11 protein-coding genes are annotated in these 15,176 nt (G+C 69.8%); 10 read left to right on the plus strand and 1 reads right to left on the minus strand.

Going from position 1 to position 15,176, the window contains the following annotated elements:
- Window position 1 precedes the first annotated feature (1 nt).
- The 8 genes from GGQ97_RS05660 (at window position 2) to GGQ97_RS05695 (ending at window position 8,567) form a co-directional block, all read left to right on the plus strand.
- Window positions 2-946, plus strand: a complete 945-nt coding sequence (locus GGQ97_RS05660; protein WP_168070762.1) for a D-alanine--D-alanine ligase — start codon at window positions 2-4, stop codon at window positions 944-946.
- On the plus strand, window positions 943-1,857 hold the full coding sequence (locus GGQ97_RS05665; protein WP_168068036.1) for a cell division protein FtsQ/DivIB: 915 nt from the start codon (window positions 943-945) through the stop codon (window positions 1,855-1,857). The genes GGQ97_RS05660 and GGQ97_RS05665 overlap by 4 nt, the downstream gene beginning before the upstream one ends.
- Complete coding sequence (ftsA, locus tag GGQ97_RS05670; protein WP_168068037.1) at window positions 1,857-3,119, plus strand: cell division protein FtsA; 1,263 nt, start codon at window positions 1,857-1,859, stop codon at window positions 3,117-3,119. The genes GGQ97_RS05665 and ftsA overlap by 1 nt, the downstream gene beginning before the upstream one ends.
- 152 nt (window positions 3,120-3,271) lie before the next feature.
- Complete coding sequence (ftsZ, locus tag GGQ97_RS05675) at window positions 3,272-4,642, plus strand: cell division protein FtsZ (RefSeq protein ID WP_168068038.1); 1,371 nt, start codon at window positions 3,272-3,274, stop codon at window positions 4,640-4,642.
- Window positions 4,643-4,802: 160 nt separating this feature from the next.
- Window positions 4,803-6,305 carry an SPOR domain-containing protein gene (locus tag GGQ97_RS05680; protein ID WP_168068039.1) on the plus strand — a complete coding sequence of 501 codons (1,503 nt, stop codon included), beginning with the start codon at window positions 4,803-4,805 and terminating at the stop codon, window positions 6,303-6,305.
- The gene (locus GGQ97_RS05685) at window positions 6,302-7,462 is read left to right on the plus strand and encodes a deoxyguanosinetriphosphate triphosphohydrolase (RefSeq protein ID WP_168068040.1); all 1,161 of its coding nucleotides are present in this window, start codon (window positions 6,302-6,304) and stop codon (window positions 7,460-7,462) included. Before GGQ97_RS05680 ends, GGQ97_RS05685 begins: the two co-directional genes overlap by 4 nt.
- Before the next feature lie 83 nt (window positions 7,463-7,545).
- The gene (locus GGQ97_RS05690; protein ID WP_168068041.1) at window positions 7,546-7,938 is read left to right on the plus strand and encodes a DoxX family protein; all 393 of its coding nucleotides are present in this window, start codon (window positions 7,546-7,548) and stop codon (window positions 7,936-7,938) included.
- Window positions 7,935-8,567 carry an NAD-dependent epimerase/dehydratase family protein gene (locus GGQ97_RS05695; RefSeq protein ID WP_168068042.1) on the plus strand — a complete coding sequence of 211 codons (633 nt, stop codon included), beginning with the start codon at window positions 7,935-7,937 and terminating at the stop codon, window positions 8,565-8,567. Before GGQ97_RS05690 ends, GGQ97_RS05695 begins: the two co-directional genes overlap by 4 nt.
- 45 nt (window positions 8,568-8,612) lie before the next feature.
- Here the strand turns inward: GGQ97_RS05695 and GGQ97_RS05700 are convergent, their stop codons facing one another.
- Window positions 8,613-11,291 carry an Rne/Rng family ribonuclease gene (locus GGQ97_RS05700; protein ID WP_209022795.1) on the minus strand — a complete coding sequence of 893 codons (2,679 nt, stop codon included), beginning with the start codon at window positions 11,289-11,291 and terminating at the stop codon, window positions 8,613-8,615.
- A 349-nt stretch (window positions 11,292-11,640) separates the two neighbouring features.
- Between GGQ97_RS05700 and GGQ97_RS05705 the strand changes: the two genes are divergently transcribed.
- Together GGQ97_RS05705 and GGQ97_RS05710 are read left to right on the plus strand one after the other, a co-directional pair.
- Window positions 11,641-12,516: an N-acetylmuramoyl-L-alanine amidase family protein gene (locus GGQ97_RS05705; RefSeq protein WP_168068043.1), complete on the plus strand. Its 876-nt coding sequence runs from the start codon at window positions 11,641-11,643 to the stop codon at window positions 12,514-12,516.
- Between the two features lie 85 nt (window positions 12,517-12,601).
- Entirely contained in the window at window positions 12,602-15,157 is a 2,556-nt protein-coding gene (locus tag GGQ97_RS05710; RefSeq protein ID WP_209022946.1) for a penicillin-binding protein 1A, read from the plus strand.
- Window positions 15,158-15,176 lie beyond the last annotated feature (19 nt).

The following is a 15,176-nucleotide window of genomic DNA, read 5'->3' on the forward strand; positions in this document are numbered from 1 at the left end:
CGTGGTGAACAGGGACCTTAACGTGGTCGTCCTGATGGGCGGCTGGTCCTCGGAGCGCGAAGTGTCGCTGATGAGCGGCCGCGGCGTCGCCGGCGCGTTGCGGACGCGCGGCTGGAGCAACGTCACCGAAGTCGACATGGACCGCAACGTCGCGCAGGTGCTTGCCGGCCTTCGCCCCGACATCGTGTTCAACGCGCTGCACGGCCACCCGGGCGAGGACGGCACCGTTCAGGGCATGCTCGACCTGATGCAGATCCCCTACACCCACAGCGGCCTCAGCACCTCCGCGATCGCGATCGACAAGGAGCTGACCAAGCTGCTGCTGGTCCCCGCCGGCGTGCGCATGCCCAAGGGGACGATGATCGCCTCGGAACGCCTGTTCGAGGGCGATCCGATCCCGCGGCCCTATGTGCTGAAGCCGGTCAACGAAGGGTCGTCGGTCGGGGTCGCCATCGTCACCGACGAGAGCAATTACGGCAATCCGATTGGCCGTGACACGGTCGGGCCGTGGAACGACTTCGACGAGCTGCTCGCCGAACCCTTCATCGCCGGCCACGAATTGACCGTCGCGGTGCTCGGCGACGAGGCGCTGTGCGTCACCGAGCTCAAGCCCAAGCAGGGCTTCTACGATTTCGACAGCAAGTATACCGACGGCATGACCGAGCATGTCTGCCCGGCACAGGTACCCGAGCCGATCGCCCAGGCGATGCTCGACATGGCCCTGCTTGCCCACCGCGCGCTTGGCTGCAAAGGCGCCAGCCGCTCGGATTTCCGCTGGGACGACACCCAGGGCGAAGCCGGCCTCTACCTGCTCGAGGTCAACACCCAGCCCGGCATGACCCCGCTCAGCCTGGTGCCAGAGCAGGCCCGCCAGCGCGGCATCTCCTATGGTGAGCTGGTCGAGCGGATCATCGCCGAAGCGCTCGGCGACGGACCGGCCAAGTGAACGCCCAGACCATCCGGCGCCCGGCGGCTGCCAAGGGCAGGGGGACGGGCCAGCCCCGCGCCCGCAAGGCTCCGGCCAAGGCCGCGCCGTCGCCCTGGCCCGAAGGCAGCGGAAAGCTCGCCCGTTACGCTTTTCTCGCGCTGGTCGCGGTCATGGCGATCGTCGCCGTGATTGCGCTCGACCTGCCGGGCAAGGCCCTGCGCGCGACCGGCGCCGCGACCGGCGAAGCGGGCTTCAAGGTCGCCAGCTACCAGATCGTCGGCCTGAAGAACCTCGATCGCCGCAAGGTCGATGCGGTGGTCACCGACGAGCTTCGCCGCGCTGCGGAGGAGGCGCCGATCGGCACCGACGAGCCGGCGCAGGCGCTGGTCGACCTCGACCGCATCCGCGACACCCTGCTCCAGTTCGGCTGGGTCAAGGACGCCCGCGTGTCCCGCCGCCTGCCCGACAGCCTGGTCATCGACCTTGTCGAGCGTACCCCCTCGGCGGTGTGGCAGCACCAGGGCCGGCTCAACCTGATCGACGGCGAAGGCGTAGTGCTGGACGCGGTGGCGGTCCACAAGATGCCCGAACTGCCGCTGCTGATCGGCCCCGGCGCCAATGACCAGGCGGTGCCGCTGAGCCGGATGCTCGACAGCGTTCCGACCTTGAAGCCGCAGGTCGCCTCGGCAACCTGGATCGGGGATCGCCGCTGGGACCTCAGTTTCACGACGGGGGAAACGGTGTCGCTTCCGGAAACCGCCGCTGCCGCGACCCGCGCGCTGAAGCGCTTCGCCAAGATGGATCGCTCGGTCGGGCTCCTTGGGCGCGACATGATCCGCTTCGACTTGCGCGTGCCGGGCAAGATGATCGTCCGGGTCCCGCCCGGCGCGACCCCGCCGCCGGCCGGCACGGTGGAGCAAGCAAACTGATGGCCAACCGTGATGCGCCGCTGCTGATCGGCGCCCTCGATATCGGCTCCTCCAAGGTGTCTGCACTCGTCTGCACGCTGGACGAGGAGGGGCGTCCGCGCGTTCTCGGCACCGGCCAGCGCCAGAGCCGCGGCGTCAAGCGCGGCTTCGTCACCGACATGGAAGCGACCGAGGTCGCGGTCCGCGAAGCGGTCGAACAGGCCGAGCGGATGAGCGGTCAGACGATCGACGACGTCTGGGCCAGCTACGGCGCGGGCGGCCTCAGCAGCGGCCTTGCAACCGTCGAGGTCGAGGTCGGCGGCCATCAGGTCGAAGGCTCGGACGTCGAGGAACTGCTGCGCAGCGGCCGCGACGCGGTCGACCGCCCGGGCCAGGTCGTGCTGCACGCCAACCCCGCGCTCTACACCATCGACGACGTCCAGGGCGTCCGCTCGCCGGTAGGCATGCATGCCAGCAGCCTCGGCGTCGACATCCATGTCATCGCCGCGGACGAAGCGCCGCTCCGCAACATCGACCTCACCATCCGCCAGGCCCATCTCGGCGTCCGCGCCATCGTCGCCTCCCCGGTCGCGGCGGGTCTCGCCTGCCTCAGCGCCGAGGAACGCGACCTTGGCGTCGCGCTGGTCGAGCTTGGCGCCGAGGTCACCAACGTCTCGCTCCATGCCGGCGGAATGCTGGTCGCGCTGCGCTCGGTCCCGCTCGGGGCCAAGGACATCACCGACGACATCGCCGCGGCCTTTGGCGTCCGCCGGCGCGACGCGGAGCGGATCAAGTGCTTCCACGGCTCGGCGATGACCTCCCCGCGTGACAATCACGAAGTGGTGGAAGCGCTCCCGATCGGGTCGGAGGACGGGGCCGAGCCGCTTCGGATCAGCCGGGCGCAGTTGATGACGGTCATCCGCCAGCGGGTCGAGCGGATCACCGCCGCGGTCGACGAGGCGCTGAAGGACATGGGCTTCGTCAAGCCGGTCGGGGGGCAGGTGGTGCTGACGGGCGGCGGCGCGGAGCTCAAGAACATCGCCGACTACATGCAGGGCGTGCTTGGCCGGGCGGTGCGAGTCGGGCGGCCCAAGGCGATCACCGGGCTTCCCGATGCGCACAGCGGGCCCGCGTTCAGCAGCCTGGTCGGGTTGGCGATCCTTGCCAGCCAGGGTCAGGGTGGCGACATCCGCGACCTCGCGCTGCCCGTCGCGCGCAACGAAAAGGCCAGCGGCGGGCTGTTCAATCGCTTCGTTTCCGCCATTCGCGGCAACAAGGCCTGATCGTCCCATCGCGGGACGCGTGAGTCCCCACCGCCACGCTTGGCCCCAAAATCGGCACAAGAGTTAACATTTTCGCTTGTGCCGCGAAGGTGGGTGAATCATAGATTCACGCTTACTGATTCAACACGTTGCTGAGCGGGGGTCTTGAGGACATGAGCATTGATTTCGTCCGGCCGGCGGTCGATGAGCTGAAGCCGCGGATCACCGTCATCGGCGTCGGCGGAGCGGGCGGAAACGCCATCGCCAACATGATTCACGCCGATGTGCAGGGCGTCGACTTCGCCGTCGCCAATACTGACGCGCAGGCGCTCAATTCCAGCCTTGCCGATCGCCGCATCCAGCTTGGCCACAAGATCACGCAGGGCCTCGGCGCCGGCGCGCGTCCGGAAATCGGCCGGGCCGCCGCCGAAGAGGCGATGGAAGAGATCGAGCGGGCGCTGGAAGGCGCGCACATGTGCTTCATCGCCGCCGGCATGGGCGGCGGCACCGGCACCGGTGCGGCCCCGGTCATGGCCAAGGCCGCCCGCGACAAGGGCATCCTGACCGTCGGCGTGGTGACCAAGCCGTTCGCCTTCGAAGGCAGCCGCCGGACCCGCGCCGCCGAAGCCGGCATCGCCGAGCTCCAGCAGCACGTCGACACGCTGATCGTCATCCCGAACCAGAACCTGTTCCGCCTCGCCAACTCGGACACGACCTTCAAGGAAGCGTTCCAGATGGCCGACGAGGTCCTCCAGCAGGGCGTTCGCGGGATCACCGACCTCATGGTCATGCCTGGCCTCATCAACCTCGACTTCGCCGACGTCCGCTCGGTGATGGGCGAAATGGGCAAGGCGATGATGGGCACCGGCGAAGCCTCGGGCGACAACCGCGCCATCGAAGCCGCCGAAAAGGCGATCTCCAACCCGCTGCTCGACGGCGTTTCGATGAAGGGCGCCAAGGGCGTCATCATCTCGATCACCGGCGGCGAGGACATGCGCCTGATGGAAGTCGACGAGGCCGCCAGCCACATCAAGGAGCTGGTCGACCCCGACGCCAACATCATCTGGGGTTCGGCGTTCAACAACGACCTCGACGGCAAGATCCGCGTCTCGGTCGTCGCTACCGGCATCGAAGCCGAAGAAGCGACCAAGCCGGTGCCGAGCACCAGCGGCCAGGCCGCCAGCACCAAGGTGTTCACCTTCCCGACCCGGTCGACCACCGCCACTCCGGCGCCGACCGCCGCCACCGCGCCTGCGCCCACGGCAGCAACCACCGCCGCTCCGCTCGACCTTGGTGACGATGGCGACGGCGACGAACTGCTGCTCGACAGCGAGGACATCCTGACCAGCCCGGTCGGCACCCCGCCGATCGCGCCGCCGAAGGACGAGGAAACCCCTGCGCCGAAGCGTGAGGCTGGGACCCTGTTCGAGCGGATGAGCAGCATGGCCCGCGCCGGCGGCAAGATCGAGGACGAGCCTGCGCCCAGCCTCCGCCGCGAGCCGCTCGACATCCCGCGGTTCCTGAACCGCCAGGGCAACCAGTAACAACCGATCCCGCTCGACGGGGGAAGGAAGGGGCCGGGCGCTGCTGCGCTCGGCCCCTTTGTCGTTTGGGCGCTTCAACTCGTCCCCCGCGGCGCTCGCCTCATCGCCCACGCGGCTATCCGTCAGCCGTGGGTCAGCTAGACCCGGCAACGGGATGGGGATGACACACAAGGCTTTGTGGCTGGCGGCCGTGTTGCTGCCGCAAGCAGCAGCAGCGCAATATATCGGCGGGCGACCGCCCGAGCCGCCGGCGGCACCGCTTGCCGGCACGCTGGAGACACCGGAGGCGGCGCTGGCGCGCAACGTCCGGCTGATCGCGATCAATCCGCGCAATTACGACGCGCAACTGGCGGCCGGGCGCGCCGCGCTTCGGCTTGGCGATCCGCAGGCGGCGATCGGTTTCTTCGGCCGCGCCGAGGAGATCAACGCCGCGCATTGGGCGCCCAAGGCGGGGCAAGGCTCCGCCATGGCGCAGATGGGCGAGCCGCAGGCGGCGCTCGGGCTGTTCGAGCAGGCGCAATCGCTGGGCGCCACTCAGGTCCTGATCGCACTCGACCGCGGGCTCGCCTTCGACCTGCTCGGCATGCAGGCGCAGGCGCAAAGCGACTATCGCGTGGTGCTGATCGGTCCCGACGGGGCCGAGGCCCGCCGCCGGCTTGCGCTCAGCCTCGCCATTTCCGGGCGCAAGGCCGAGGCGCTTGCGGCGCTCGATCCGCTGCTTGCGCAACGCGATGCGGGCGCGCGTCGGGCCCGTGCCTTCATCCTCGCGCTGGGCGGCGACGTCGAGGCGGCACGGCAGGCGATCGCCGCCATGCTGCCGGGGTCGAGCCAGGGGTTCGACCCATTCCTGCGCCGCCTGCCGACGCTCGGGCCGGGGCAGAAGGCGGCTGCGGTCCACCTGGGGATCATGCCGGCCGAAGGCGCCGCGCTTGCCGCCGCCATCGCCGCCGATCCGCCCGCGCCGGTGGCTGCGCCGCCCGTCCGCCGGGTCGAGGCTCGTCCGGTGCGAGCCGCCGCCGTCGTTCCCAAGCCCGCGCCGGTCAAGGTCGCCGACGCGACACCACCCACCACCCGCAGCGATGGCGACCGGCTGGCGTCGATCGAGAGCACGCTGACCAAACTGCCCACGCCGCCGCCCGCACCCAAGCCGATCGTCGAACGCCCGTCCCGCCGCACACCCGCTGCTGAGTTCTCGCTCGCGAGCCGGCCGGCCAGCGACGAGCCGACCAGGAAGCCCGTCAAGGCTGCGACCAAGACCGAGCCCAACTCAATCAAGCTCGCCGCCAAGGACAGCAAGACCGGCAAGGCCGCCGGTGATGCCAAGGCCAAGGACGCCAAGTCCCGCGGCAAGGCGGCCGAAGAGGCCAAGCCGGTCAAGGCTGCGGCGTCCGCCTCGCGCATCTATGTCCAGCTTGCCGGCGGCGCCAACGCCGACCGGATGGGCCGCGAATATGAGCGCATCCGCAAGACCAAGGCGTCGCTGTTCCGCTCGCGCGCGCCGCTGGTGTCGGACGTCAAGGGCTGGTCGCGGCTGGTGGTCGGGCCGTTCAAGGATGCCGACGAGGCGCAGGAGTTCGTCAACGACCTGCACGCCGCCAAGCTCGAAGGCTTTGTGTGGACCGCGCCCGGCGGCCTCAAGCTCGAGAAGCTCGCGCTGAAGTGACGCTGCCCCCGGGGATCGCCGCGCGCCCGGCGGACAGTCGCGGGCGGGTTCATGCCGAGCCCGACCAGGGTCCGCGCGGACCCCGCGATGTCTTTCAGCGCGACCGCGACCGGATCGTCCATTCGATCGCCTTCCGCCGCCTGCGCCACAAGACGCAGGTGTTCGTCGCGCCCGACGGCGATCATTATCGCGTCCGCCTGACCCACAGCCTGGAAGTCGCGCAGATCGGGCGCACCATCGCCCGCGCGCTTGGCCTCAACGAGGACCTGACCGAGGCCCTGTGCCTGGCCCACGACCTTGGCCACCCGCCGTTCGGCCATGCCGGCGAGGATGCGCTGGACGAGGAATTGCGCTTCGCCGGCGGGTTCGACCACAACGGTCATACGCTCCGCCTGGTCTGCGCGCTGGAGACGCCTTACCCCGCTTTCGACGGGCTCAACCTGACCTGGGAAACGCTGGAGGGGCTGGCCAAGCATAATGGCCCGGTGGCGCAGCCCAAATGGGCGCTGGCGGGCGTGGACGCCGCAGTCGGCCTCGAGCTCGGGTCGCACGCTAGCCTGGAGGCGCAGGTCGCGGCGATTGCCGACGACATCGCCTACGACAATCACGACATCGACGATGGCCTGCGCGCCGGGGTGCTCCCGCTCGAGGCATTGCTCGACCTGCCGTTCGTCGCCCGCCACTGGGACGCGATCGGGCGGCGCTGGCCCGACCTTTCGCTCGACCGCAAGGTCAAGGCGCTGGTCCGCGACCAGATCGGGACCATGGTCGGTGACCTGCTGGCCGAAACCCGCCGGCGGGTGGCCGAGGCCGGGGTCGAGACGCTGGCCGACGTCCGCGCGGCCGGGCGTCCGCTGGCCGGCTTTTCCGACGCGCTGACGGGCGAGGAGCGCGCGCTCAAGAAGTGCCTCTACGCGAACCTCTACAATGCACCGGCGCTGCAGCCGGTGCGGATCGAGGCGCAGCGCGTGGTCGGCAATCTCGCCCGCGCTTACCTGGCCGATCCGCGCCTGCTGCCCGACGCCTGGCACCGCGGCGAGGGCGAGCAGGCGGTCGCCCGCAACGTCGCCGACTATATCGCCGGGATGACCGACCCGTTCGCGATCTCGCGGCACGAAGCGCTGGTCGGCCCGGTCGAGCTGCCCGAGAAGTTCTGAACCGAGACATTTGACGTCCGGCCATTCGGGACGGCAACATCGGCGCGGGTGCGCGGCCTTGCGCACAGGCAAGGGAGTGCCGCATGAACCTCGATTACCAGACGCCCAAGGGGATTGCCCTGCTGCGGATCATGTCGGGGCTGCTGTTCCTCGAGCATGGAACGCAGAAGTTGCTGTCGTTTCCGGGCGGCGAGCGGGCCGGCAGCGCGCTGGCGTTCGACAATCCGGGTGCCTTCGCGGGGGTGATCGAGCTGATCTGCGGGCTGTTGATCACGATCGGCCTGTTCACCCGGCCCGCGGCGTTCCTCGCGTCGGGCACCATGGCGGCCGCTTATTTCATGGCCCACGCACCGCAGAATTTCTTCCCGGTCAACAATGGCGGCGACGCGGCGATCCTCTACTGCTTCGTCTTCCTCTGCCTTGTCATCACCGGGCCGGGTGCGTGGAGCGTCGACGGGCGCGGCAAGCGCAAGTGAAGCTGGCGCTGATCGGCGCCACCGGGCTGATCGGCCGCCAGCTATGGCCCCTGCTCGACGCGCTGCACGACCTCGTCGTGCTCGGGCGACGGCCAAGCGGCGCGGGCCGCGAGCGGCTCGGCGCGATGGAGGACTGGCCCCGGCTGCTGGGCGGTGAGCGGATCGACGCCGCACTGTCGACGCTGGGCACGACCCGCAAGCAGGCCGGAAGCTGGGAGCGGTTCGTCGCGGTCGACCGCGACGCCGTGCTGGCCTTCGCCCGCGCGGCGCGGACGGCGGGAGCACGGCATTTCCTCGCGGTATCGTCGTCGGGTGCCGATCCCGCCAGCCGCAACGGCTATCTCCGGCTGAAGGGCGAGGTCGAACGGACGCTGTGGGGTATCGGCTTCGAGCGGGTCGACATCCTGCGCCCGGGCCTGCTGCTCGGGCAGCGTCAGGAGCGGCGAACGGGGGAAGCGATCGGCCAGGCGCTGTCGCCCGCCCTCAACCTGTTGCTGCGGGGCCCGCTCGACCGATATGCCGGGATCGACGCCGGACTGGTCGCCCGCGCCATGGCAGCCCTCGTCGCGCGCGAGGAGGCCGGCCTGTTCCGCCACGGTAATCGTGAGATCAGGGCGCTTGCCGCCTGACTGAAACGAAATGGGCCCCGGCGATCACCGGGGCCCATCTTGTTCTTACCCGAAAGTCCGCGACCACCAGCCCTTGCGAGGCGATCCGCCTTCGTCACCGGCCTGCTCGGCCGGAGCAGGTGCCGGAGCAGGTGCCGGAGCAGGTGCCGGAGCTTCCGGCTCGGCAGCGGCAGTCTCGAGCACCGGCTCGGGCGCGGCGGCCTCGACCGGCGCCTCGACCTTCTTGGCGCGAGAGCGGCGCTTGGGCTTGGGCTTCTCCTCGATCTCGGTCGCGGCGGCGTCGGCCGGAGCCTCGGGCGCCATTACCTCGACCGCCGGAGCGGCCTCCGCCTGTTCGGCAGCAACCGTATCGGCCTTGCGCGCCCGCGGACGGCGACGCGCCTTGGGCTTCTCCTCGGCGGCGGGCTCGGCTTCGGGCTGCGCTTCCAGCTCGACCGGGGCCGGATCCTGGCTCGGCACGGGCTCGACCATCGGGGCTTCGCCGGGCTCGGGGGCGAGAGCTTCGTCTCCACCCTCACGACCGGTGTCCTCGAGGCCGCCCTCGTCGCGCGAGCCTTCCTCGCCGGCGCGGCCACGGCCACCCCTGCGGCGGCCGCCGCGGCGACCACGGCGCTTGCGGCGCTCGTCCTCGCTGCCGGCGTCGTCATCCGAGGCCGGCGCTTCACCCTCATCGGTGCCGAGTGCTTGCGACTCCTGGCCGTCCTCGTCCTCATGTTCGTCGGAGCCTTCGGCCCGCTCGGTCCCGCCTTCGCCAGGCTCGCCCTCGCGGCGGCGATTGCGGCCACCGCGGCGGCGACGACGGCGGCGGCGGCCGTCCTGGCCTTCGCCATCGTCGCGCTCCCCACGCTCGCCGCGCTGTTCGCGCTCCTCGATCTCGTCCTCGGCAAACTCCTCGGCGAATTCTTCCTCGTCCACTTCCGGCTCGTCATCGACGTACGCGGGCGGCGGGGCGAGCTGGCGAACCGGCGCGACCGGGCGCGGCCCGGAGCTCTCGACCGCCATGCGGGCGCCCTCGAAGCTGTGGTCGACCAGCACTTCGACCGAGACGCCGTAGCGAGCCTCGATGTCGGCCAGTTCGGCGCGCTTCTTGTTCAGGACGTAGATGGCCGCTTCGGCACCGGCGCGCAGGCAGACCCGGTCGCCGCGGCCGCGTGCCGCTTCGTCCTCGATCATGCGCAGCGCCGACAGCCCGGACGAGGACGCGGTCCGCATCAGGCCGGTGCCCTCGCAGTGCGGGCAGGCCTTGGTGGAGGCTTCCAGCACACCGGTACGCAGGCGTTGGCGGCTCATTTCCATCAGGCCGAAGCTGGAGATGCGTCCGACCTGGATGCGGGCACGATCGTTGCGAAGCGCCTCCTTCATCGCCTTCTCGACCTTCCGGACATGGCTGTTCTGTTCCATGTCGATGAAGTCGATGACGACGAGGCCGGCCATGTCGCGCAGCCTCAGCTGGCGGGCGATCTCCTGCGCCGCCTCGAGGTTGGTGGCGTAGGCCGTCTGCTCGATGTTGTGCTCGCGGGTCGAACGGCCCGAGTTGATGTCGATCGAGACCAGCGCTTCGGTCGGGTTGATGACGATGTAGCCGCCGCTCTTCAGCTGGACCAGCGGCTGGTACATCGCCGCCAGCTGATCCTCGACGCCGTAGCGCTGGAACAGCGGGGTCGCCTCGCTGTGCGGCTGAACCTTCTTCACGTGGCTCGGCATCAACAGCTTCATGTAGCCGCGCGCCGCGCGATAGCCGTCCTCGCCTTCGACCAGCACCTCGTCGATGTCGCGGTGATAGAGGTCGCGGATGGCCCGCTTCACCAGGTCGCTGTCACGGTAGATCAGCGCCGGGGCGGACGAGCCGAGCGTGTTCTCGCGCACCTCGTCCCACAGCCGGGCGAGATAGTCGAAATCGCGCTTGATCTCGACCTTGGTCCGCTCGAGGCCCGCGGTGCGGACGATCAGGCCCATCGTGCCCGGGAGCTTGAGGTCGGCGATGATCGACTTCAGCCGCTTGCGGTCCGAGCCGTTGGAAATCTTCCGGCTGATGCCGCCGCCGTGGCTCGTGTTGGGCATCAGCACGCAATAACGGCCGGCGAGGCTGAGGTAGGTGGTTAGCGCCGCGCCCTTGTTGCCGCGCTCTTCCTTGACGACCTGGACCAGCAGCACCTGGCGGCGCTGGATCACGTCCTGGATCTTGTAGCGGCGGCGCAGGTTCAGGCGCTTGCGGCGGACTTCGTCGGCGGCTTCGTCCTTGCGGCTGCGACGGCCGCGCGGGGCGCGTTCGCCGTCCTCGGGATCGCCCTGGCTGTCGCCGTCCTCGCCCTCGACGTCGCCTTCCGGCTCCTCGGGGCGGTCGTCGTGGCCGTCGTCCTCGTGGTGCGGATCGAGCGGGAGGTCATCCTCGTCATGATCCTCGGCCTCGGAGCGCAGGCGCTCTTCCTCGGCCGCATGTTCGGCTTCTTCGCGCAGCAGTGCTTCGCGGTCCGACTTGGGGATCTGGTAATAATCGGGGTGGATTTCGCTGAAGGCGAGGAAGCCGTGGCGATTTCCGCCGTAATCGACAAACGCCGCCTGAAGCGAGGGTTCTACGCGGGTAACCTTGGCAAGGTAGATATTGCCCTTGAGCTGCTTGTGCTCGGCGGATTCGAAGTCAAACTCCTCGATCCGGTTCCCCTGGACGACGGCGACCCGGGTCTCTTCCGGGTGGCGCGCGTCGATCAGCATGCGCGTGGTCATTGAATAATCTCCGGGCGCGCGCTCTGAACATGGTCAGTCTGCGCGCGCGTGTTGCGGCCATCGCCGGCGCTTTGGGGCCGGCGGGAATGGCGATCAAAAGGGGTGCATCTGCTGCCGTTTGTTCTCCGGCGGTCGCCGGCAAACGCGCGTCGCTGCCCAATAAGGCAGGATCAACAAGCGCGTTCTTGAACTTCATGGATCAGCATCAACCTGTACGGTGCTGGGGAGGTCGCCCTGTCTTCGACCCCCCGGCCAGAATCCGGGCCCAGGCCCAGTGCGGGCCGGTACGGACAATCATGTCGTAGCAGCCTCCTTGCCGCGGAGCAACGGCACGCTAGGGTCGCGCGCAATGCGCCGTCCTTCGCCCACTCTGCTGCTGCTGTCGCTGGCCGCGATCGGCGTTGCCGGCGTGGTCGCGGCGGTTGCCTGGGGCGGCGAAGGCGATGGGCAGGGGCTTGGCCTCGCGGTCGCCGGGGAAGCGCGCCAGGGCGGCCTCAGCCTGGCGCTCGCACCGGCCGTAGCCGACGTCCGCATCATCGAGGCCCGCGCCCCGGGCCGGCCGCTGGCGGTGATCGACCCGGGCCATGGCGGGCGCGACGGCGGCGCTCCGGGCGCCAGCGGCAATGCCCGCGAAAAGGACGTGACCCTGTTGATCGCGCGCGAACTGCGCGACGAGCTTGCCCGCCGCGGGCGGGTCCGGATCGCGCTGACCCGCGACGGCGACACCGCGCTGACCCTCGACGACCGCGCCGCCATCGCCCGCCGGCTCGGCGCCGGCCTGTTTCTCGCCATCCACGCCGACAGTGCGCCCAATGCAGGCGCGCGCGGAGCCACCGTTTATTCGCTGTCGGAGGTCGCGAGCGACGAGGACGCCGCGCTGCTCGCCGCGCGCCAGAACGGCGAGGGCGCGGTGGCGAGCGCACCCGACGCCTCGCTGCGCGCGCTCCTGTCCGACCTTGCCGCGCGCGACGAGATGGACGGCAGCGCCGACTTCGCGCTGCGCATCCTGCGCGAAGCCAGGGGCAGGGTGCTGCTACGCCCCGAACCGCACCGCTTTGCCGCGTTTCGCGTGCTGCGCCGGTCGGGTGCTCCGGCGGTGCTGTTCGAGGCGGGCTACATGAGCAACGCCGAGGACGAGGCGATGCTGCTCGATCCCGTGCAGCGCGGCCGCATCGTCACCTCCCTTGCCCGCGCGATCGAAGCGCAGGCGGCTATCGCGCGTTGATTCCAGAAGCGCTTTCCCCCGCCTTCCCAAGCGAGTAGAGCCCGCCCTCATGGACGCCGTCGCGACCTCCCCCTCGTCTGCCTGGATGGGCCGCCACCATAGCGCCGCCGACCGCCTGCGCGCGGCCTGGAGCCGCCGGCGGACGCTGCGTTTCCTCGGCTACGGCCTGCTTGGCGGCTATGCGTTGTTCGTCCTCACCTGGCTGTTCTTCGCCGCCGGCCTTCCGTCGAGTGAAAAGCTACTCGCCTACCAGCCTCCGCTGCCGAGCAACATTCGCGGGGTCGACGGCCAGCCGGTCGGCACCTTTGCGCGCGAGCGGCGGGTCGAGCTGTCGTACGACGAATATCCGTCGATGGTGATCGAGGCCTTCATCTCGGCCGAGGACAAGACCTTCTTCAGCCACGGCGGGATCGACTATCCGGGCCTGGTCGGCGCGGTCGGCGATTTTGCGCTGAAGAGCGCGACCGGCGGGGCGCGGGCGCGGGGCGGATCGACCATCACCCAGCAGGTCGCCAAGGCGCTGCTGCAGGATGACGAATATGCGATCAGCCGCAAGATTCGCGAAGCGATCCTCGCCTTCCGGCTCGAGAATACGCTGACCAAGGAGCAGATCCTCGAGCTTTACCTCAACCAGATCTTCCTCGGCCGGAACGCTTATGGGGTGCAGGCCGCGTCGCGGGCCTATTTCGACAAGGACGTCGCCGATCTGACGCTGCCGGAAGCCGCCTATCTCGCGATCCTGCCCAAGGCGCCCAGCAACTATGATCCCGTGCGCCAGACCCAGCGCGCGCTCGACCGCCGCAACTATGTGCTGCGCGAAATGGTCAACAATGGCTACATCACCCCGGCCCAGCAGGCCGAGGCGGGCTCGTCGCCGCTCGGCACCATCCGCCTCGGCACCAATGCCAAGTTCCGCGAAGTCGGCGGCTATTTCACCGAGGAAGTCCGCCGCGAATTGCTGCGCCGCTATGGCGAGGACGCCGGCGACAGCGCCAACAGCGTCTACGCCGGGGGCCTGTGGGTCCGCACCTCGATGAACCCGCTGATGCAGGACGCCGCCGCCGAAGCGCTGCGCGAAGGCTTGGCGCGGTTCGACGGCGGCCGCGGCTGGCGCGACACCGGGCTCAGCATCGAGATCGACGGCGACTGGCGCGGCCGGCTCGACCGCGCACCGCTCGGCACCGGTTTCCCGGACTGGCGCAAGGCGGTGGTCCTGGAAAAGACCGGCGGAAGCGCGCGGATCGGCTTTACCGACGGGTCGGAAGGTCGGCTTGCCGCAGGCAACGCGACCATGCCGCGGCGGGGCGGGGGAGGCACCGCCTTCTCCAATCTCAAGAATGGCATGATCATCATCGTCAAGCAGATCGCCGGCGAGGATTATGCGATCCGCTCCATCCCCGAGATCGGCGGCGGCTTCGTCGCGCAGGAAGTGCGCACCGGCCGGGTGCTGGCGATGCAGGGCGGCTTCGATTCGATCGGCGCCAGCTACAATCGCGCCACCCAGGCCCAGCGCCAGCCCGGCTCCACTTTCAAGCCGATCGTCTATTATACGGCGCTCGCCAACGGCATGACCCCGGCCACGCTGATCGACGACGCGCCCTTCTGCGTGTGGCAGGGCGCGGGCCTCGGCAACAAATGCTTCCGCAACTTCGACGCCAATTATGCCGGCCCGAAGACCCTGCGCTGGGGCGTCGAGCAGTCGCGCAACCTGATGACGGTGCGCGCCGCCTCGCAGACCGGCATGGCCAAGGTCACCGACACCGCCAAGCGCCTCGGCGTCGGCGACTATCCCAACTATCTGTCGATCGCGCTCGGCGCCGGCGACACCACCGTGCTCAAGCTCACCAATGCCTATGCCATCCTCGCCAATCACGGCCGGGCGGTGGCGCCGACCCTGATCGATTTCGTCCAGGATCGCGACGGCAAGGTCATCTTCCGCACCGATAATCGCTGCGCGGTGATGGAAGGCCGCTGCAACGCGCCCGACTGGGACGGCGGCGCCATGCCCCGTCCGCCAAGCCGCTCGCGCCAGTTGCTCGAGCCGCAGGCCGCGTTCCAGATGGTGCACGTCATGACCGGGGTGATCGAGCGCGGGACCGCAACCACGCTGCGCGACCTCAATCGCCCGCTGTTCGGCAAGACCGGCACCACCACCGGCCCGACCAACGTGTGGTTCGTCGGCGGCACCCCCGACGTCGTCGCCGGCACCTACATCGGCTACGACCAGCCGCGTTCGATGGGCGGCGCGGCGCAGGGCGGGCGGATCGCCGCGCCGATCTTCAAGCAATGGGCGCAGGCCGCGTTCAAGGACGTGCCGCCGACGCCGTTCGTGGCGCCCAAGGGCATCCGCATGGTCCGAATCGACCGCGTCACCGGGCGCCGCGTGTTCGGTACCTTCCCGGTCCGCGAGGATCCCAAGTCGGCGGTGATCTGGGAAGCCTTCCAGCCGGAAAGCGAACCGCGCCGCACGCTTCGTCGCGCCGGCGAGGAAGCCGAGCTTGCCGCCGCCGCGGCCGCCGCTCCCCGCACCGCGCCGCGCCGCCGGGCCCCGCCGCCGCCGCGCCCCGACGCCGTCAAGCCGGCCGAGCCCGCCGCGACGCCGCCCGAGGACTTCTTGGCAAGGCAGGGCGGAATCTACTAGGACGCCGGTTCGGCCGTTC

Source organism: Sphingomonas kaistensis, from assembly GCF_011927725.1.
In the GTDB taxonomy this organism is placed as follows: Bacteria; Pseudomonadota; Alphaproteobacteria; order Sphingomonadales; family Sphingomonadaceae; genus Sphingomicrobium; species Sphingomicrobium kaistense.